Origin of the sequence: Rahnella victoriana (genome assembly GCF_021276285.1) — a bacterium.
Lineage (GTDB): Bacteria > Pseudomonadota > Gammaproteobacteria > Enterobacterales > Enterobacteriaceae > Rahnella > Rahnella victoriana.
The window spans coordinates 89649-110197 of sequence record NZ_CP089919.1 but is presented as its reverse complement, the minus strand read 5'-3'; the positions used below and the strand labels follow the sequence as shown (position 1 = coordinate 110197).

At 54.9% G+C, this 20549-nt stretch carries 20 protein-coding genes; 19 read left to right on the top strand and 1 reads right to left on the bottom strand.

The genetic code is table 11. The features are described 5' to 3' along the window. The first annotated feature begins 113 nt into the window (after positions 1–113). From acpP to J9880_RS00520, 16 genes are all read left to right on the top strand, one after another. Positions 114–350 (top strand): acyl carrier protein, encoded by a 237-nt coding sequence (gene acpP, locus J9880_RS00595; protein WP_015690190.1) that lies wholly within the window; start codon positions 114–116, stop codon positions 348–350. Positions 351–451: 101 nt separating this feature from the next. Beyond that, on the top strand, positions 452–1693 hold the full coding sequence (gene fabF / locus J9880_RS00590) for a beta-ketoacyl-ACP synthase II (RefSeq protein WP_095921341.1): 1242 nt from the start codon (positions 452–454) through the stop codon (positions 1691–1693). Positions 1694–1843: 150 nt separating this feature from the next. Further along, positions 1844–2641: an aminodeoxychorismate lyase gene (pabC, locus tag J9880_RS00585; RefSeq protein ID WP_232769952.1), complete on the top strand. Its 798-nt coding sequence runs from the start codon at positions 1844–1846 to the stop codon at positions 2639–2641. A 14-nt stretch (positions 2642–2655) separates the two neighbouring features. Next, positions 2656–3681, top strand: a complete 1026-nt coding sequence (gene mltG, locus J9880_RS00580) for an endolytic transglycosylase MltG (protein ID WP_119826474.1) — start codon at positions 2656–2658, stop codon at positions 3679–3681. Continuing rightward, a complete protein-coding gene (gene tmk / locus J9880_RS00575; RefSeq protein WP_095921344.1) occupies positions 3671–4312 on the top strand; it encodes a dTMP kinase in 642 nt (213 codons plus the stop codon). The genes mltG and tmk overlap by 11 nt, the downstream gene beginning before the upstream one ends. Further along, positions 4309–5328 (top strand): DNA polymerase III subunit delta', encoded by a 1020-nt coding sequence (holB, locus tag J9880_RS00570; RefSeq protein WP_095921345.1) that lies wholly within the window; start codon positions 4309–4311, stop codon positions 5326–5328. The genes tmk and holB overlap by 4 nt, the downstream gene beginning before the upstream one ends. 40 nt (positions 5329–5368) lie before the next feature. Next, complete coding sequence (locus tag J9880_RS00565) at positions 5369–6163, top strand: metal-dependent hydrolase (RefSeq protein ID WP_131692568.1); 795 nt, start codon at positions 5369–5371, stop codon at positions 6161–6163. A 338-nt stretch (positions 6164–6501) separates the two neighbouring features. Then, positions 6502–7935 (top strand): PTS glucose transporter subunit IIBC, encoded by a 1434-nt coding sequence (gene ptsG, locus J9880_RS00560; protein WP_095921346.1) that lies wholly within the window; start codon positions 6502–6504, stop codon positions 7933–7935. Between the two features lie 187 nt (positions 7936–8122). Then, positions 8123–8476 (top strand): purine nucleoside phosphoramidase, encoded by a 354-nt coding sequence (gene hinT, locus J9880_RS00555; protein WP_232769951.1) that lies wholly within the window; start codon positions 8123–8125, stop codon positions 8474–8476. Between the two features lie 8 nt (positions 8477–8484). Continuing rightward, positions 8485–8853, top strand: coding sequence for a YcfL family protein (locus J9880_RS00550; protein ID WP_095921348.1), 369 nt, complete (start codon positions 8485–8487; stop codon positions 8851–8853). Between the two features lie 21 nt (positions 8854–8874). Continuing rightward, positions 8875–9477 (top strand): penicillin-binding protein activator LpoB, encoded by a 603-nt coding sequence (lpoB, locus tag J9880_RS00545; RefSeq protein WP_095921349.1) that lies wholly within the window; start codon positions 8875–8877, stop codon positions 9475–9477. 19 nt (positions 9478–9496) lie between these two features. Next, positions 9497–10303 (top strand): phosphotransferase, encoded by an 807-nt coding sequence (locus tag J9880_RS00540; RefSeq protein WP_232770503.1) that lies wholly within the window; start codon positions 9497–9499, stop codon positions 10301–10303. A 47-nt stretch (positions 10304–10350) separates the two neighbouring features. Beyond that, positions 10351–11379, top strand: a complete 1029-nt coding sequence (nagZ, locus tag J9880_RS00535; protein WP_119826470.1) for a beta-N-acetylhexosaminidase — start codon at positions 10351–10353, stop codon at positions 11377–11379. A gap of 52 nt (positions 11380–11431) precedes the next feature. Then, complete coding sequence (gene ycfP, locus J9880_RS00530; protein WP_232769950.1) at positions 11432–11974, top strand: alpha/beta hydrolase YcfP; 543 nt, start codon at positions 11432–11434, stop codon at positions 11972–11974. Positions 11975–12296: 322 nt separating this feature from the next. Continuing rightward, positions 12297–13601, top strand: a complete 1305-nt coding sequence (locus J9880_RS00525; RefSeq protein ID WP_095921352.1) for an NAD(P)/FAD-dependent oxidoreductase — start codon at positions 12297–12299, stop codon at positions 13599–13601. Positions 13602–13961: 360 nt separating this feature from the next. Beyond that, positions 13962–14498, top strand: coding sequence for a glycine zipper 2TM domain-containing protein (locus J9880_RS00520; protein WP_095921353.1), 537 nt, complete (start codon positions 13962–13964; stop codon positions 14496–14498). Between the two features lie 42 nt (positions 14499–14540). Here the strand turns inward: J9880_RS00520 and J9880_RS00515 are convergent, their stop codons facing one another. Then, positions 14541–15512 (bottom strand): XdhC family protein, encoded by a 972-nt coding sequence (locus J9880_RS00515; RefSeq protein ID WP_119826465.1) that lies wholly within the window; start codon positions 15510–15512, stop codon positions 14541–14543. A gap of 382 nt (positions 15513–15894) precedes the next feature. Here J9880_RS00515 and J9880_RS00510 point away from each other — a divergent pair, with 382 nt between their 5' ends. The 3 genes from J9880_RS00510 to J9880_RS00500 are packed head-to-tail and all read left to right on the top strand — an operon-like array spanning position 15895 to position 20470. Continuing rightward, a complete protein-coding gene (locus tag J9880_RS00510) occupies positions 15895–18684 on the top strand; it encodes a xanthine dehydrogenase family protein molybdopterin-binding subunit (protein ID WP_232769949.1) in 2790 nt (929 codons plus the stop codon). Beyond that, positions 18681–19229 carry a (2Fe-2S)-binding protein gene (locus J9880_RS00505; protein ID WP_232769948.1) on the top strand — a complete coding sequence of 183 codons (549 nt, stop codon included), beginning with the start codon at positions 18681–18683 and terminating at the stop codon, positions 19227–19229. Before J9880_RS00510 ends, J9880_RS00505 begins: the two co-directional genes overlap by 4 nt. After that, entirely contained in the window at positions 19229–20470 is a 1242-nt protein-coding gene (locus J9880_RS00500) for a cytochrome c (protein ID WP_232769947.1), read from the top strand. Before J9880_RS00505 ends, J9880_RS00500 begins: the two co-directional genes overlap by 1 nt. The last annotated feature ends 79 nt before the right edge of the window (positions 20471–20549 follow it).

The following is a 20549-nucleotide window of genomic DNA, read 5'->3' as shown; positions in this document are numbered from 1 at the left end:
AAAATAGAGCAAATTCGTGGTTTGACCAGCCTGGATTTAGTTGCATCTTTTTCAACATTTTATACACTACGAAAACCATCGCGAAAGCGAGTTTTGATAGGAAATTTAAGAGTATGAGCACTATCGAAGAACGCGTTAAGAAAATCATCGTTGAACAGCTGGGTGTTAAACAGGAAGAAGTAGTGAATGCTGCCTCTTTCGTAGACGACCTTGGCGCTGATTCTCTCGACACCGTTGAGCTGGTTATGGCTCTGGAAGAAGAGTTTGATACCGAGATCCCTGACGAAGAAGCTGAAAAAATCACTACTGTTCAGGCAGCTATTGATTTTATCAACGCTAGCCAACAGTAAGCGTACATGCTTTAAGTTTAGATAGTTAGGCGGTCATTTGACCGCCTAAGTTTTTTTTATCCCACGGTATTACTACTTTTTTCCCTCCCTGGAGGACACACGTGTCTAAGCGTCGAGTTGTAGTGACTGGACTGGGCATGCTGTCTCCTGTCGGCAATACTGTAGAGTCCACTTGGAACGCTCTCCTTGCCGGTCAGAGTGGCATCAGCCTGATCGACCATTTTGATACTAGTGCCTACGCAACGCGTTTTGCTGGCTTAGTAAAAGATTTTAACTGTGAAGACTTCATCCCGCGCAAAGATGCCCGCAAGATGGATGCCTTTATTCAGTATGGTATTACTGCCGGTATTCAGGCGATGCAAGACTCCGGGCTTGAAGTGACTGCTGAGAACGCGACACGCATTGGTGCGGCGATCGGTTCCGGTATCGGCGGACTTGGTCTGATTGAAGAAAACCATACCTCATTGGTTAACGGCGGACCACGCAAAATAAGTCCTTTCTTCGTTCCCTCAACTATCGTCAACATGATTGCAGGTCATCTGAGTATCATGTTCGGGTTGCGTGGGCCGAGTATTTCTATTGCTACAGCCTGTACTTCTGGTGTGCACAATATTGGTCATGCAGCCCGTATCATCGCGTATAACGATGCTGACGTGATGCTGGCAGGCGGCGCAGAAAAAGCCAGTACCCCGCTGGGTGTGGGTGGATTTGGTGCCGCGCGCGCGCTTTCGACGCGCAATGACAATCCTCAGGCGGCAAGCCGTCCGTGGGATAAAGATCGTGATGGTTTCGTACTGGGTGACGGCGCAGGCATTATGGTGCTGGAAGAGTACGAGCATGCCCGTAAACGCGGTGCAAAAATTTATGCTGAAATCGTCGGTTTTGGTATGAGCAGCGATGCCTTCCATATGACCTCACCGCCGGAAGATGGCGCGGGTGCGGCACTGGCGATGGAAAATGCATTGCGTGACGCCGGTGTTTCGGCGGCGCAGATTGGTTACATCAACGCACATGGCACCTCGACGTCAGCAGGCGACAAAGCAGAAACGCAGGCGGTTAAGTCTGTCTTTGGGGCTGATGCGCAGAAAGTTATGGTCAGCTCGACCAAATCGATGACAGGCCATCTGTTAGGCGCGGCGGGTGCGGTAGAGTCTATCTTTACCCTGCTGGCATTACGCGATCAGTCGGTACCGCCGACCATCAATCTGGACAATCCGGACGAAGGTTGTGATCTGGATTTTGTGCCTCACGAAGCACGCCAGGTGAAAGACATGCAGTATTCGCTGTGTAACTCATTCGGTTTCGGCGGCACCAATGGTTCGCTGGTATTCCGTAAGATGTGATTCAGCAAAGTCTTTGTATGTGAAGGCCCGTTAATCGGGCCTTTTTGCTGTCTGAACCTAAAGTAAGAATGCTCTACTTGATGCAACAGTCGCGCTCACGCAGGCTCTGCTGTCTGAAGATCTTAACCATGCGGCCCGGAGGAAGTAACCATGTGGATTAACGGTGTGGCGGCAGAAACATTGCCCGCACGCGACCGTTCGGTGCAATTTGGCGACGGTTGCTTTACGACTGCCTGCGTGCAAAACGGTGAGATCGCTTTCCTGCCACAGCATATTGAGCGGCTGCAACGCGCGTCGGCGGTGCTGCGGATCGACAATGTGGACTGGGCTGCACTGGAACAGGAAATGGTTCTGGCTGCCGGACAGCAGCATGAAGCCGTCGTGAAAGCGGTAGTGACCCGCGGACAGGGCGGACGAGGCTACAGCGCAGCAGGTTGCTCCGCGCCGACCCGAATTGTGTCGACGTCGGCTTATCCGGCGCATTATCACGGGTGGCGTCAACAGGGCGTGAAACTCACTCTCAGCCCGGTGAGACTCAGTCAAAACCCGCTGCTGGCGGGGATAAAGCATCTGAACCGTCTGGAACAGGTGATGATCCGCCTGCATCTTGACCAGACAGAGGCCAATGAGGCGCTGGTGGTTGACACCTCGGGTTGCCTGGTGGAATGCTGTGCGGCTAATTTATTCTGGCGTAAGGGAAATCAGGTGTTTACCCCGGATGTATCGCAGTCCGGTGTGGACGGCATTATGCGCCAGCATATCCTGCGCGTACTGGAAGCCACCTCTCCCTGGGTTGTCCACATCGTCAGTGAAACGCCGGATACGCTATCCGATGCGGATGAAATTCTGCTATGCAACGCCCTGATGCCCGTTCTGCCGGTCAGTCAGGTTGATGATCACCATTACGCTTCGCGGCGTTTGTACGATTTCCTGCTCCAGAGCTGTTAAAAAGTGAATAAACAATGACAAACAAAAAGACCAAAATCTTCGCCCTGATTGTCCTGATCCTTTTAGGACTGGCGACGTTTGCCTACCAGAAAGTGAAACACTTCGCTGATCGTCCGATCAATGTCAGCAGTGAAACCATCTTTACCCTGCCAGCAGGGACCGGCCGCGTGGTGCTGGAAACGCTGCTGATCGATAAAAAGCTGATGAAGCCGAATCCGTGGTTCCCATGGTTGCTGCGTCTGGAACCTGAACTGAGCGAGTTTAAAGCCGGCACCTATCGCCTTGAGAAAGGCATGACGGTGCGCCAGATGCTCGAACTGCTGAAAAGCGGCAAAGAGGCACAATTCAGCATTCGGTTTGTCGAGGGTTTTAAGCTCAGCGACTGGATGAAAGTGCTGGAAAAATCAGAGTATCTGAAGCATGAACTCAGCGGCAAAAGTGACGAAGAGATTGCCGTCGCGCTGGGAGCCACCGACAGCAAAAATGTCGAAGGCTGGCTGTATCCGGATACCTATCATTACACCGCCGGTATGACGGACCTGTCTCTGCTGAAACGTGCGCATGTGCGGATGGAGAAAACCGTCGCGGATATCTGGAAAGGCCGTGCTGATGCCCTGCCATATAAAACGCCTGCTGATATGGTCACCATGGCGTCGATCATCGAAAAAGAAACGGCCGTAAAAGATGAGCGCCCGGAAGTGGCGTCAGTGTTTATCAACCGTCTGCGCATCGGTATGCGCCTGCAAACCGATCCGACCGTGATTTATGGTATGGGTGAGAAATACACCGGCAACATCACGAAAAAAGATTTAGAAACGCCAACGCCGTACAATACCTACGTGATCACCGGTCTGCCGCCGTCCCCTATTGCGATGCCAAGTGAGGCGTCACTCCAGGCGGCTGCGCATCCGGCGAAGACACCGTATCTATACTTTGTCGCCGACGGGAAAGGCGGGCATACTTTCAGCACTAACCTTGAGAACCATAACAAGGCGGTTCGTGTGTACATAGAGGCGCTTAAGAACAAGAATGAAAAGTAACTTCATTGTTATTGAAGGCCTCGAAGGGGCAGGGAAAACCACCGCACATGACGTGGTCGTTAACGCGCTGCGCGAGCATGGCGTGGAAGACATTGTCTTCACCCGTGAACCGGGCGGCACGCCGCTGGCCGAGAAATTACGCGATCTCTTCAAACGTGGTGTCGACGGCGAAAAACCGACTGTGAAAGCAGAAGTGCTGATGCTTTACGCGGCGCGTGTGCAACTGGTTGAGACAGTGATTTTGCCTGCACTGGCGCGTGGCGCATGGGTTGTCGGCGACCGGCACGACCTTTCTTCGCAAGCCTATCAGGGCGGCGGACGCGGGATTGATGCCAGTCTGATGAGTTCGTTGCGTGATACCGTGCTCGGCGATTTCCGGCCGGATCTGACGCTGTATCTTGATCTGCCACCGGCTATTGGCCTGCAACGCGCCCGTGCCCGTGGTGAACTTGATCGTATCGAACAGGAAGCGTTGCCTTTCTTTGAACGCACACGGGCGCGCTATCTTGAACTGGCGGCCGAAGACCCGCGCATCAAGACTATCGATGCCTCACAATCTATCGAACAGGTCACTGCGTCCATCGAGCTGACGCTGAAAAACTGGTTCGACGAGCAAGGCAACGCATCATGAACTGGTATCCGTGGCTCACCGGCCCGTACAGACAACTGACCGGGCAATACCAGACGGGGCGGGGTCATCACGCGGTGCTGATGCATGCGGCGGCGGGCATCGGCGATGAGGCACTGGTGTACGGTCTGAGTCGCTGGTTGCTTTGCCAGCACAAAGACGGCGAAAAAAGTTGCGGCACCTGTCATAGCTGCCAGCTGATGATCGCCGGAAACCATCCCGACTGGCATATCCTGCAACCTGAAAAAGGCAAAAACTCACTGGGTATCGATCCGGTGCGTCAGCTGATTGAAACGTTGTACAACTATTCGCAGCAGGGCGGCGCAAAAGTCGTGTGGATCCCGCAGACTGAATTGCTGACCGAAGCCGCAGCCAATGCTTTACTGAAAACGCTGGAAGAGCCTCCGGCGGGTACCTATTTCCTGCTCGGTTGCCGTGAACCTTCGTCTTTGCTGGCGACTATCCGCAGCCGTTGTTTCTACTGGCACCTGCCGGTGCCTGATGAGGCGCTGGCGATCCAATGGGTCAACCGCCAGCTCAGCGCCGATCCCATCGCGATTAAAACCGCACTGCGCCTGACCAACGGTGCGCCGTTGTCTGCGATGGAACTGTTACAGCCTGAGCGGTGGAAGCAACGCGTGGCGCTTTGCCAGCAGCTTTACGTTCAGTGCCAGCAACACGATATGCTTTCCCTGTTACCGCAACTGAATCACGACGATGCCGCGGAGCGCCTGTACTGGCTGGCGACGCTCCTGCTGGATGCCATCAAATGGCAGCAGCACGCAGGGCAGTTCATCATCAATCACGATCAGCAGCCGCTGATTGCGATGCTGGCCGGTGCGCAATCTAATGCGTCGCTGCAACAGTCCGTCACCGCCTGGATGCATTGTCGTCAGCAACTGCTTTCCATCGTGGGTGTAAACCGCGAGCTGCTGTTGACCGAACAGTTGCTGGAATGGGAACAGATCCTGCAGGGCAAGACACCCTCTTCATTTTTCAGTGCTGCTCTGACGCGCTGAATACCGATTTATCTAAACAGACCGTAACGAGTTAATGACCATGTTTTTAGTTGATTCCCACTGCCATCTCGACAGCCTTGATTACGACGAACTGCATTCCGGCGTAGATAACGTGCTGGAAAAAGCGCGCGAGCGTGATGTGAAATTCATGCTGGCGGTTGCAACGACATTGCCGGGATATCAGGCGATGACGCAACTGATCGGCGATCGCCCTGATGTGGCTTTTTCCTGCGGTGTCCATCCGCTGAATATCGACGAAGGGTATGATTTCGGCGAACTGCGTCAGCTTGCGGCCAGCCCGAAGGTGGTGGCGATGGGCGAAACCGGTCTTGATTATTTTTACCAGAAAGAAGCGCATCAGCTGAAACTGCAACAGGACTCTTTCCGCGAACACATCCGCATTGGCCGTGAACTGAACAAGCCGGTCATCGTGCATACCCGCGATGCACGCCAGGACACGCTGGATATTTTGACCGAAGAAAAGGCAGGGGAGTGTGGCGGCGTTCTGCACTGTTTCACCGAAGACTTACCGACGGCGAAATATCTGCTGGATCTGGGGTTCTGCATCTCGTTTTCCGGCATTGTGACCTTCCGCAACGCGGAAGCATTGCGTGAAGTGGCGCGTTATGTGCCGCTGGACCGGCTGCTGGTGGAAACTGATTCGCCTTATCTGGCGCCGGTACCGCACCGTGGCAAAGAAAACCAGCCTGCTTATGTACGTGACGTGGCCGATTATATGGCGGTGCTCAAAGGGGTGAGCGTGGAGCAACTCGCCGAAGCCACAACAGCAAACTTTTCACGATTATTTCACATCGACAGCGCCCGTCTGATCTAGCCTTAGGCTGGGTCATATTCACTGTATTTATTTTTCACCTCGTAATTAATCCTCTGAATGAGGTATCTTGGCACCGTTTTTGGCGGTGTCAGGCTGCCTTTCTTCGGATTTTGTGTTGATAAATGGCGGTTATTAAGACGTACTTACTGCATTTTTCAGAAAAACGTGACTGCCATCAAACATTAACAAAGGGAATTATTTTACCCTTCGTAAAAATTAAAAGGGGTGCTCAGACACCCGACAGCAAAAGGTTCATCACCCTTTTGCAAAGCGGTCAGTTAACACACTGCACCGCATGAAGTATCAAAAAGCATCATTACTCAGGAGCACACTCAATTATGTTTAAGAACGCGTTTGCAAACCTTCAAAAGGTCGGTAAATCGCTAATGCTGCCAGTATCCGTACTGCCAATCGCAGGTATCCTGCTTGGCGTCGGTTCTGCAAACTTTAGCTGGCTGCCAATGATCGTTTCCCATGTTATGGCCGAAGCCGGTGGTTCAGTCTTCGCTAACATGCCTCTGATCTTTGCTATCGGTGTGGCTTTAGGCTTCACCAACAACGACGGTGTTTCTGCACTGGCGTCCGTTGTAGCCTACGGCATCATGGTGAAAACCATGGCGGTGGTTGCCCCTCTGGTTCTGCATTTGCCGGCTGAAGAAATTGCAGCCAAGCATCTGGCGGATACCGGCGTACTCGGCGGTATTATCTCCGGTGCGATTGCGGCCTACATGTTCAACCGTTTCTACCGCATCAAGCTGCCAGAATATCTGGGCTTCTTCGCCGGTAAACGTTTTGTTCCGATCATCTCTGGTCTGGCTGCGATTATCCTGGGTGTGGTGCTGTCCTTCATCTGGCCACCTATCGGCACAGGTATTCAGACCTTCTCACAATGGGCGGCTTATCAGAACCCGGTTGTGGCATTTGGTATTTACGGCGTGGTAGAACGTGCGCTGGTGCCGTTTGGTCTGCACCATATCTGGAACGTTCCGTTCCAGATGCAAATCGGTGAGTACGTGAACTCTGCAGGTCAGGTGTTCCACGGCGATATCCCACGTTATATGGCGGGTGACCCGACTGCGGGTAAACTGTCCGGTGGCTTCCTGTTCAAAATGTACGGTCTGCCTGCTGCGGCGGTGGCCATCTGGCACTCAGCGAAACCTGAAAACCGTGCAAAAGTCGGCGGTATCATGATTTCCGCTGCACTGACTGCATTCCTGACCGGTATCACCGAGCCAATCGAATTCTCCTTCATGTTCGTTGCGCCGATCCTGTATGTGATCCACGCGATTCTGGCCGGTCTGGCATTCCCGATCTGTATCCTGTTGGGTATGCGTGACGGTACCAGCTTCTCGCACGGTCTGATCGACTTCATCGTCCTGAGCGGTAACAGCAGCAAAATCTGGTTGTTCCCAATCGTGGGTGCGGTGTATGCGGTCATTTACTACAGCATCTTCCGTTTCCTGATTGCGAAACTGGATCTGAAAACCCCTGGCCGTGAAGACGCGACCAGCGAAACCTCAGCACAGGGCGGCTCAGAAATGTCTGCTTCTCTGGTTCAGGCTTTCGGCGGTAAAGAAAACATCACTAACCTCGATGCCTGTATTACCCGTCTGCGCGTCAGCGTGGCGGATGTGTCCAAAGTTGATCAGGCTGGCCTGAAAAAACTGGGTGCAGCAGGTGTGGTGGTTGCGGGTTCTGGTGTTCAGGCGATTTTCGGTACCAAGTCTGACAACCTGAAAACCGATATGGACGAGTACATGCGTAACCATTAATGGTGCGTATTGACCCGTTCTGAAAGAGGAGGCTTCGGCCTCCTTTTTTTATGCCTGCGATTTGGCAGGGCGCTGGCTGGCGCTTTCTGCGTCAATTAAGCATCAAAAAGCGTAATCAGGTTGAAAGGAATGGAAATTCTAACCCATACTGCGTACAACGCTTTTTACTTTGTTAAGGACAGTTAAGATGGCCGAAGAGACAATTTTCAGCAAAATTATTCGCGGTGAAATCCCCGCCGATATCGTTTTTCAGGACGAACTGGTCACCGCGTTTCGTGACATTTCTCCTCAGGCAACGAGCCATATCCTGATTATCCCCAATATCCTGATCCCGACCATGAACGACGTGGATGCCACGCATGAAGCGGCATTGGGCAGAATGATGACCGTGGCCGCGAAAATTGCCGAGCAGGAAGGGATAGCAGAAAGCGGCTATCGTCTGATCGTCAACTGCAACCGTGACGCCGGGCAAGAGGTTTATCACATCCATATGCATCTGGTCGGTGGCCGTGCACTGGGTCCATTGCTGTCTCGTCAGTAAGGGTAAACATGCGTTTTCTGATGGCGTTATTGCCGGTAATGTTGTTGATAGGCTGTAGCAGCAAGCCCACTATTGCGCTCAATAATCAACAAAGAGTGGTCATGGAATCTCCCGTTCTGACGGCGGGCATTATCCCTGGCTCGCCAACGGTGTCTGACTCCGGCGGGCAGAAAAAAGCCACCAGCACACTCAATAACAACCAGCCACACCCTGTCACCCTGCATTACCGTTTCTATTGGTATGATAAACAGGGGCTGGATTTATTCCCGGTCGCCGAAGCCAGAACCGTGACCGTTCCTGCCAACAGCAGCGTGGACGTCAGCTCCCAGAACGGCAATCTTGATGCGTACAGTGTGCGTATTTACCTTTATCTCTAATTTTCTGTACGGAGAAGGTTGATGAAAAAGTATTTTCTCATTGTGGCGATGGCCGCACTGATCCTCGGGGGTTGTACATTGCCTAACCAGCAACAAAACCAGCCACAGCAGCCTGAACAACCGCAGCAGCCGCAACAACCGTTGCCGCCGGTGAACCCGCCTGTTCCGGAACAGCCGCAGGTTCAGCCCGTTCCGCAGCCACCAAAATTTGCCAACATTGACTGGACGTCTACCGTTGAGCCGATGCTGGCAAAAATGCTGAAAGCAGACGGCGTCCAGCCGGGCAGCGTTCTGCTGGTGGATAGCGTGAAAAACAGCACCAACGGTTCGCTGCAAATGGCGAAAGCCACCGATGCCTTGCGTAATGCGCTGGCGAACAACACCACATTCCAGGTGGTACCTGCTGAGCAACTGGCGTCGGCCAAACAGTCACTGGGATTATCACCGGATGACAGCCTGGCGTCAGTCAGCAAAGCTATCGGTCTGGCGAATATCGTGAAAGCGCAGTATGTGCTTTACAGCACCGTGAGCGGCGACGTGAAAGCGCCGACTATGTCGATGCGTCTGATTACCGCGCCGAGCGGGGAAATCGTCTGGTCAGGTCGCGGTGCCGTCCGCAATTAAGGCTGAACTCCGGCACCTGATTGAGCAGCATTATCCGGCGGTGAAAACCGCCGGTTTTCGTTTAACGCCGGTTGCCGGGCTGACGGGGGAAAGCTGGAAAATCAGTTCATCCGCTGGCACCCTGCTGGCGCGCCATCAGTCTGTGCAGCGGCAGGTTTCAGGCGCTGACCGTCGTCGTGAAGCGGCAATTTTGCGGCATATCGCGCGGCATCCGTTAGGTCCTTGTGTCAGACTTTACTCTCCGCCCTGGTTACTGGTGGACTGGCTCGACGGCACGCCGCTGACCCCTGCGGCGTTTGCAGACGCTGCGGCTCAGCAGGCATTAAGCCAGCGGCTGGTCGCACTGCACAGGTTGCCGCTGTCCGGCTACCGGCTGGATTTACCGCAGCAGTTTGCCCGTTACTGGCAGCATATTGACCGTCGCAGGCTGACGCCACGCTGGTTGCGCTTGCACCGTAACATGATGTCGCAGACGCCGCCTGCGCCGCTGAAACTGGCGCTGGTGCATATGGATATCCACGCCGGAAATGTACTGGATACGCCGGACGGCTTGCGGCTGATTGACTGGGAATACGCGGCGAATGCGGATGTTGCGCTGGAACTGGCGGCACTGATCCGGGGCAATGGCTGGGATGTGCAGCAGCAAAACGTCTTCATTCAGCAGTATGTGGACGCGGGAGGGTATCAGGATATCTTGCGTTTACAGCAGCAGATAAAGCGCTGGATCCCCTGGATCGATTACCTGATGCTGATGTGGTTTGAAGTGCGCTGGCAGCAGACCGGCGATCATAAATACCGTGAATGGGCGCACCCGTTGCGACCGTGATAATCGTCTGAAAATAAAAAGGAGTGTCCATTTTGTTGGGACCTGTAATGCTGGATGTCGCTGGCTACGCGCTGGATGCCGAAGAACGTGAAATTTTGCAGCACCCGCTGGTGGGCGGGCTGATTTTATTCACCCGTAATTATCATGATGTTGATCAGTTACATGAACTGATCCGCCAGATCCGCGCCGCGTCACACGACAGGCTGGTGCTGGCGGTGGATCAGGAAGGCGGGCGCGTACAGCGTTTCCGCGAAGGTTTTACCCGTTTGCCTGCGGCGCAATCTTTTGCCGCCCTCAATGCGCCCCATGAGGCCGCACGGCTGGCGCAGGAAAGTGGCTGGCTGATGGCTTCGGAAATGATTGCGATGGATATCGACATCAGCTTTGCGCCGGTACTGGATATCGGGCATATCAGCGCCGCTATCGGTGAACGCTCGTTCCATGCTGAGCCGGCGAAAGCGCTGGACATGGCAGAGCAATATATTCTCGGTATGCATTCCGCTGGCATGAAAACCACCGGCAAACATTTCCCGGGACACGGCGCGGTCAGCGCGGACTCGCATAAAGAAACACCGCGTGACGACCGCCCGCTGGCGGAGATCCGTGAGCACGACATGGCCATCTTCCGCCAGCTTAACGCGCGTAAATTGCTGGATGCCGTGATGCCCGCGCACGTGATTTATACGCAGGCCGATCCGCGTCCGGCCAGTGGTTCGCCATACTGGTTGCAGGACATTCTGCGCAAGGAACTGAAGTTTGACGGCGTGATTTTCTCTGACGATATCTCGATGGAAGGTGCGGCCATCATGGGCACTTATCCTGAGCGCGCGCAGGCGTCGCTTGATGCCGGTTGTGACATGATCCTGGCGTGTAATAACCGCAAAGGTGCGGTGAGCGTGCTGGATAACCTGTCCCCGGTCAACGCTGAACGTGTTGCACACTTGTATCATCGCGGATTGTACAGCGGGAAACAGGCCCGTCAGGATCTGCGAAATTCGGATCGCTGGAAGCAGGCAAACCGCGATCTTACCGCTCTCGACGCCCGCTGGCAGGAACACAAACAGGCTGCCCTGTAACGTTTTTCCGACCGCGTGAAGGGTTCAACGCACATTCAGGATGAGGTAAACGATGATTATCTATTTGCATGGCTTCGATTCAACCAGTCCCGGTAACCACGAGAAAGTGTTGCAGCTCCAGTTCATTGATCCGGACGTGCGCTTCATCAGTTACAGCACGCTGCATCCGCGTCATGACATGCAACATTTGCTGAAAGAAGTCGATAAAGTACTGCACGAAACGACCGATAAAAATGCGCTGATTTGCGGCGTCGGGCTGGGCGGTTTCTGGGCTGAACGCATTGGTTTTCTGTGCGGGATCCGTCAGGTGATGTTCAACCCGAACCTGTCGCCGCAGGATAATATGGCGGGCAAAATCGACCGTCCGGAAGAATATGAAGATATCGCCACCAAGTGCATCAGTGATTTCCGCGAGAAAAACCGTGACCGTTGTCTGGTGATTTTATCCCGTGAAGATGGCGTGCTCGACAGCAGTCAAACCGCTGAGAAGTTGCATCACTACTATCCGGTTGAATGGGACGAGCATCAGACCCATAAATTCAGGGATATCTCGACGCATCTGCAACGCATTAAGGCGTTCAAAAACTTCGCCTGATTTAACAAGTCGTTTCTGAATTACTCAAAACCACTGTCTCCGGGCAGTGGTTTTTTTAACGATGTCATTCCCGTCTTCGAAATCGTTTTTCCGCCAGATGTGCCTCTAACCCGCTGATTTAAAAATGTCAAAATGCGTGCCATTTCCGTAACTCAAATTATCCAATTGAATTTAAATTGACCTATATCAATTTTGGTATGACCAAATCACCACGCGTGATATCCTCCGTCTCAGATACCGATTTAACTTAAGCAACCCTATGTAATATAAGGATAATATTTTTACTCTTATATAACAATTGGTTCACATTTGAGGGGTCATTTTGACATCACCAATGAAGAAAATTGTGATTATCGGCGGTGGCGCCGGCGGTCTGGAACTGGCGACCAGCCTGGGCCATAAACTCGGCCGTAAGAAAAAAGCGGAGATCATTCTGGTCGACCGTAACCACAGCCATCTCTGGAAACCGCTGTTACACGAAGTGGCCACAGGCAGCCTGGATGACGGCGTGGATGCGCTGAGCTATCTGGCTCATGCCCGCAACCACGGTTTTACCTTCCAGATCGGTTCACTGACCGACATCGACCGCGACAGCCAGACCATTAAACTCGCGGAAATTTGCGATGAAAACGGTGAATTGCTGGTGCCGGTGCGTGATATCGCGTACGACACACTGGTGATGGCGCTGGGCAGTACCTCTAACGATTTCGGTACGCCGGGCGTGAAAGATCACTGCATCTTCCTGGATAACCCGCATCAGGCGCACCGTTTCCATAACGAAATGCTGAACCTGTTCCTCAAATTCTCTGCAAGTGAAGACAAGCAGAAGAAAGTGAACATCGCCATTGTCGGCGGCGGGGCGACCGGGGTTGAACTGTCTGCCGAGCTGCACAATGCGGTGAAACAGTTGCACAGTTACGGCTTTGAAGGGCTGGACAGTGAAGCGCTGAACGTCACGCTGGTGGAAGCCGGTGAGCGCATTCTGCCTGCCTTGCCTCCGCGAATTTCTGCGGCGGCGCACAATGAACTGACCAAACTGGGCGTGCGGGTTCTGACGCAAACCATGGTGACCAGCGCCGATAAAAATGGCCTGAACACCAAATCCGGTGAATTCATTGATGCAGACCTGATGGTCTGGGCGGCGGGGATTAAAGCTCCTGACTTCATGAAAGAGATCGCCGGTCTGGAAACCAACCGTATCAATCAGCTGGTGGTTGAACCGACGCTGCAAACCACGCGCGACCCGAACATCTACGCCATCGGTGACTGTGCGTCCTGTCCGCAACCGGCCGGTGGTTTTGTGCCGCCACGCGCCCAGTCTGCGCACCAGATGGCGTCACGCTGCTTCGCCAATATCATGGCGCAACGCAAAGGCCAGAGCCTGAAACCTTACGTGTATAAAGACCACGGCTCGCTGGTTTCCCTGTCGCGCTTCAGTACGGTCGGCAGCCTGATGGGCAACCTGATGCGCGGTTCCATGATGGTGGAAGGGCGTCTGGCGCGACTGGTTTACATCTCGCTGTACCGTATGCACCAGATTGCATTGCACGGTTACATCAAAACCGGTCTGATGATGCTGGTCGGCGGCATCAACCGCGTGATCCGTCCGCGTCTGAAACTGCACTGATCCCTGTTCACTGGCGTTTTTTTTCAACGCCAGCTGAATCGTTTCATACCTAAGAGCCTGTTTATGACAGGCTTTTTTCTTTATAGCCCCGGTAACCCTGCAAACAGCATAACATTCCGCCATTGTGTCATTGTCAGCTAAGAATCCTCCGAAACACCCGGCAGCACCGTCATTTATCCCACTTACAGAGTTCGTCTTATTGTTTGCTTACGTTTTGCTGTGCACACTTAACATTACGTTTACAAGAACAGATTGTCACAGACGGCGATTCACGCACGCCGGATCTCAGATGTGAAGTTGTCCGCTGAGAGGCTGCCGGTAACGGAGCCATTGCGTGGTAACATTTTCGGAGGAAGTCCTGTGAACAAGTCAATGTTAGCTGGGGTCGGTATCGGAGTGGCTGCGGCGTTGGGCATTGCTGGCGTTGCAAGCATGAATGTCTTTTCATCTGGCCCGCAGTACGCGCAGGTTGTCAGCGCGACGCCAATCAAAGAAACCACCAAAACCCCGCGTCAGGAATGTCGCAACGTGACCGTCACTCACCGACGCCCTGTCCAGGATGAGCATCAGATTGCCGGTTCGGTACTGGGTGCCGTCGCCGGGGGGGTGCTGGGTCACCAGTTTGGTGGCGGCCGCGGACGTGATGTCGCGACGGTAGCCGGTGCGCTCGGGGGCGGTTATGCAGGTAACCGCGTGCAAAGCAGCATGCAGGAAAACGACACGTACACCACGCAGCAGCAACGCTGTAAAACCGTGTACGACAAGGATGAAAAAACGCTGGGTTATGATGTGACCTATAAAATAGGCGATCAGCAAGGGAAAGTGCGCATGGACCACGATCCGGGTACCCAGATCCCGCTGGATAAAAGCGGACAGCTGCAACTTACCCGGACCTGATGTCAGGGTAACGCAGACTGCAACGAGCCTGAGGCGCAAACCTCAGGCTTTTTTTATGCCGTTTTTATGCTTCACGATGTCAGCCATGACGGCCAGGGCAATCTCAGCGGGGGTTTTGCTGCCGATGGCTAAGCCAACCGGTGCGTGCACACGGGCAACATCCTCATGGGAGAAATCCGCAATACTTTGCAGCCGCTCACGGCGGCGGGCGCTGTTGCGCTGAGACCCCATCGCGCCGATATAAAACGCCGGAGTATTCACGGCTTCCATCAGCGTCAGGTCATCCATTCGCGGATCGTGGGTCAGTGCCACAATCGCGGTATTGGCATGACAGCCCTGCCGCTCGAGATACTTTGCCGGGAACTGCTTTTCCAGCCGGATATCCGTTTTAAGTGCGGGGAGAAAATTCTCCAGCACGTCATCGCGACATTCGCACACCACCACCTCAAACCCCAGTGCGCTGGCAAACTCCGCGCAATACAGCGCGACGGCGGATAACCCGGCAATCAGCAGACGCGGTGCGGCCGCCAGATGCAGCGTCACCGTGTTGCCGTCGTGTATCACCTGCGTGCCGTGCTGATAATCCGTCAGGGCCAGATGATCACAGGCGGCAGGCAGCGTCAGTGTTTTACTGAGCGCGTAATGTCCCGCCAGCGCCATGCCCATCTTTTGCAGATAATCCACACTGCTCGTGGTCGCGGGCAGGTATTCGATCAGAACATCCAGAGCGCCGCCGCAGGGCAAGGCAATATTCGGCGTCAGCCCGCCTTCGCCGTAGCGCACCACCTGACTGGCCTGCAGATAATCGCCAGCCGCAAGGCGCTGTAAAAAATCCTCTTCGACACAGCCACCTGAAAGCGAGCCACAAAAGTGCCCGTCACGGGTCGCCGCCATCAGTGCGCCCGGCGCACGCGGGGAAGAACCGTAGGTCGCCAGCACGGTACACAACCATACCGGCTGATGGGCCAGCCATCCGGCGGCCTGAGAAATAACCTGATTATCAAGATGCTGCATGCAGATTTCCGTACGAAATAAGCGGGAGAGTGGGGAACCAGCGGGTGCGCGGTGATGACAGGATTTTATGCTGTTTCCTGCGACGGCGGATTCAGATGCCTGCCCCGGTTTTTTCCGGCCGGGCATCGCTTTTATGCCCCGTGAGTGGCAATGAAATCTGTCTCATCTGGCGTCAATCCCTTTTGTTCATTGTTTGCGCAACAGAAATAATTATCGCATTAATTTGCGCAAAATTGTGAATGAAATATTAAAAATGTGTGATTCATCATGACTTGCAGAAAGCCGTACACCTATAATCCACCGCGTTAAACGGTATTTTCAGGATTTTAACGGTCATGAAATTACCGAATTATAAGAAAGACAATAAGAAGCAAAGGAATTTATGAGCAATTTCAACCCGTCCAGGCGGCGCTTTGTGAAAGGCGCTGTGATCGCTGGTGTCTCCGTTTATCTCGCGCCGTTGCACAGCCGTGCTTATGCCGCGCTGTTCGAAGAAAAAATTCTGCAATCTCCCCAATGGGATGCGCAAAACAAACGCGTCCGTTTCCGTATTGATGGCAAAGCGAAAGTCATGGGGCAAAAAGTGTTTGCCCGTGATATCCGCGCTCAGGACATGCCGCACTGGCCGCAAAAACAGGCGCACGCCTTTATCATCCGCGTGACCGAAGCCGATAAAGTGTATACCGGGTTAGACCTCTCCCTGCTCGGCGACGATTTACAGCCCGATCAGCTGGTCACCGCCGATGTGCTGGCCCGCGACGGACTGGCGTTTCCCGCCTTTTATGGCGAAGACATGCTGCTGCCGGAAGGCAAAACCCCGTCCTATCTGGGGCAGGCGGTGGCGATTCTGGTGTATCAGGATTTCGCCCGGTTCCGTTTCGCCAAAAATGCCCTCAAATTTAAAGACAACGTGGTGCGCTACGGTGAGAAAACCGGCCCGCTGGAACGGGATCCGTGGGGCACGTTCCGTTTTGTGCGTGTCGGCGGCGAAACCGCTTTCGAAGAGGATACGTTCTCCAGCCTGAAAGACATGCCGGTATTCCCGGTCGGGATGCGCAAGCACCTGCCGGTGTGGCCGGAAGGGCGCGAAGGCGGCAAGCTGGATGAGCAGGGCATGTTCTACGCCGGTGAAATGGCGGAGGAGCTGAAATCGCCGCCGCAGGACTGGCTGGTGATGTCGCGTAAATTCACCACGCAGTCGGTGGATACCTCGGCCCTCGAACCGGATAACGCGAACGGCTGGTACGATGCGGCGACGCAAACCCTGCATATGGTGGTGCCGACCCAGTCGCCGCAGGAAGTGGCGGATGAGATGCCGCGTATGATGGCAAAATCGCACCGCACGGTGAAAACGCTGATTATGCATCCGTGCTACACCGTCGGTTACGGCTCGAAAGATCACTACAACTTCCCGTATTACGGTGCCGTCGCGGCGATGTACGGTGACGGCACGCCGGTGCGTCTGGCTAACGACCGCTTTGAACAGTTCCAGTCAGCGCTCAAACGCCATGCGTTTGATATGAATTACGACATTGCCGTGAACCGTGAAACCGGCATGTTGCAGTCATTCCATGCGGCAATGACCGCAGACGGCGGCGGGCGCAGCAACTTCACGCCGTCGGTGGTGATGGTTGGCGCAACAGCGGCACAGTCGATTTACTACTTCCCGAAAAGTGATTTATCTGCCGTCGGTCTGGCCTCGCGCGCGCTCGATGCGGGTTCCGCACGCGGCTACGGTACGCTGCAAAGTATGGCCGCCACTGAAATGATGATGGATGAGCTGGCCGCCGAACTGAAGCTGGATCCGATCGCGTTTCGTTTACGCAACGTGCTGAAATCCGGCATGAAAAATACGCAGGGTGCCATTCCGGCGGGGGCAATCCGTGCCGATGAAGTGCTGGAAAAATCCGCGGTTCATCCGTTATGGACCGAGCGCGAGACGCGTAAGGCAGAGTACGAAAGCCAGCATCCCGGCAAGCGTTATGGCGTCGGTTTTGGTTGCGTGCAGAAAGATTTCGGCACCGGCGCGGAAACCTCTTTCGCCCGCGTGGAACTCAGTGAAAAAGGCGAAATCAGCCTGTGGCACAGTGGCGCGGAAATGGGCACGGGGATGTCGACGTCGCAGTCCGTTCTGTGCGCTGAATGGCTGGGGAAACCGGCCGAACAGGCGCATTTCTCGGTGACAGACTGGTCGGTACTGCCGGTGGAAACCAGCGGCGACCCGTACATTATGTCGCAGGAAGAGCAGGATAAACTGCAAACCAATCCGCGCTGGTCGCCGTCTTACTGTTCGCCGTCCAGCGCCAGTAACTCGGCTTATTACTTCTCGCACAGTACCCGCGAGGCGGCACGCCTGATCTTCGACAACGGCATCTGGCCGGCGGCGATGGCTATCTGGCAAACCGGCATCGGCGGCGGACAGGCTGCGCCTTATGTCGTGCGCAAGGAAGATGCGCGCTGGGTGGAAGGGGGTCTGACGGCTAACGGCATGCAAATTCTCAGCCTCGAAACGCTGGCGAAAAAAGCCTACGAGATGAACGGCATAACCGGTGCGGCGGTGCATGTTTTCAACCGCTGGCAATGGGCGGAAGCGGATTTCACCCTGAACGATGTGCGTCAGCGTATTCCGGTGGATGGCATGGCGGTGCGCAACGGCGCGGGCGAATTCCGCACGCTGGCGCGCGACGCAGTGTATTACCCGCCGACGCAGCGCAACAACGCGTCTGTGACCTATTACAGCGCGGTGGGCACACTGGCCGAAATCGCGGTGGAGATCGCCACCGGCAAGGTCGAACTGCTGACCCATCATTCGGTGATGGAGTGCGGCAATCTGATTGTGCCGGAGCTGGTATCCGGCCAGTTGCAGGGCGGGCTGGCGATGGGTATCGGCCACGCATTACACGAGTATTTGCCGCTGTACGAAGACGGACCGGGCAACGGAACGTGGAATTTTAACCGTTACCATTTGCCGCGTGCCAGCGATGTGGCGGTCTGGAAACAGACCAGCGATATCCTGCCCGCGCTGTCGGAAACCGATCCGCCGAAAGGCATGGCCGAGGTGGTGATGATCCCGGTGGTCGCCGCGCTGGTTAACGCCATCGCCCATGCCACCGGCCATCGTTTCCGTGATTTGCCTGTCCGTGCTGAAAATATTCGTGAGGTTTTACAATGAGCATCAAAACGCAGCCTTTAACGCTGACCATTAACCATCAACAATACGGCCCGCTGGAAGTTCCTGAAGGCCTGATGATGATCGACTTCCTGCACGAATATGTTGCGCTGACCGGTTGCCGTCTCGGCTGCGGGCAGGGCATCTGCCACGCCTGTGTCGCCATTGTCGACCATGACAGCGGCACCAGCGAAGAAGTCCGCACCTGCATCACCGGCGCACATTACTTCAACGGCAAAAAAGTGCGTACCGTCGAAGGCCACGCGAAAACCGATGACAAAGGGGAAGTCACGCTGTCGCCGGTTCAGAAGGCTTTCATGGAGCATTACAGTTTTCAGTGCGGTTACTGCACGCCGGGCTTTGTGAACGCCGCGACCCTGTTGCTGGAACGTCTGGCAAAACATCCGGTGGCGCTGTCAGAACTGGAAGGCGCGATTAACGGCGCGCTGGAAAATCACATCTGCCGCTGTACCGGTTATGTGCGCTATTACGAAGCGGTGCGTGACGTGGTGCTGAAAACCCCTGGCCTGATCCGGGAGCCTGTGTGATGAAAAAACGTCTTTTCCTCGCGCTGCTGGCGGTGATTATCATCGTGATTGCCGTGCTGTGGTGGCGGGAAAACCGCACGCCGGATGGCCCGCTGCAAAAAGTCACGGCGGATACCGCACAGATTGAACGTGGCCGCTATCTGGTACAGGCGTCTGACTGCGCGGCGTGCCATACCGCGTCCGGCGGCGCACCGCTGGCAGGCGGTTATCCGCTGGAGACGCCGTTCGGCAAAATCTTTGGCAGCAACCTGACGCCGTCGGCGGAGCAGGGGATTGGCCGCTGGACGTCAGATGATTTCTATCTGGCGCTGACGCAGGGTGTGGCGCCGGGCGGACGTCATCTGTATCCGGCAATGCCTTACACCTCGTACAAAGGCGTGAGCCGTCAGGATTCAGACGACATGTATGCGTTTCTGATGACCCGTCCGGCGGTGGAACAGCCGGTGCCGGAGAACGAAATGCCTTTCCCGTTCAATCAGCGTATGGCGATGATCGGCTGGAATTTGCTGTTCCGCACATCCGATCCGATGCCTGCCAGCTCGCCGGGTAATTCGGCTGACTGGCAGCGCGGGAAATATCTGACGGACGTGCTCGGCCACTGTGGCGAATGCCATACGCCGCGCGGCAAACTGGGTCAGATGGATACGGATAACAATCTGCAAGGCGGCACCCTCGGGCGTATCACCGCGCCGGATATCACGCCGCAGGCGCTGGCGCAGCGTGGCTGGAACCCGGCGGATCTGAGCCGTTTCCTCGCCACCGGTTTTGCGCCGCAAGGTTCGGCTTTTGATGAAATGCACAAGGTTATCGATCTCAGTACCCGTCATCTGACCGACGCAGATCATCGTGCGATAGTCACCTATCTGCTGGGCGATAAACCGCCAGCGGCAGTGGCGGTGGAAACCCGACAGGGCGGGAATGACGCCGGACGGATCACCTATCTCGATCAGTGTTCCGGTTGCCATATGGCGGACGGCGCGGGTAAACCGCATGTGGCGGTGGCGATGCAAAATAACGCCACATTGCGCCAGCCGGATGGCCGCAACCTGATTGTTTCGGTGCTCGATGGCTTACCGGCGCAGGAATTCCCCAACGGTGAAAGTATGCAGCCGATGCCGGGTTTTGCTGACCGTCTGAACGATGCGCAAATCGCGGACATGGTGAATTATCTGCGCGTGACCTTTGGCGGTCTGCCGGGGAATATCACCCCCGATCAGGTGAAAGCCTTGCGAAAACCTTAGCGGATAGCGAAATGAACCTGTAAAAAAGCCCGGTGAACGAGGCATTCACCGGGCTTTTTCTTTTCTTCCGTCGTCAGTC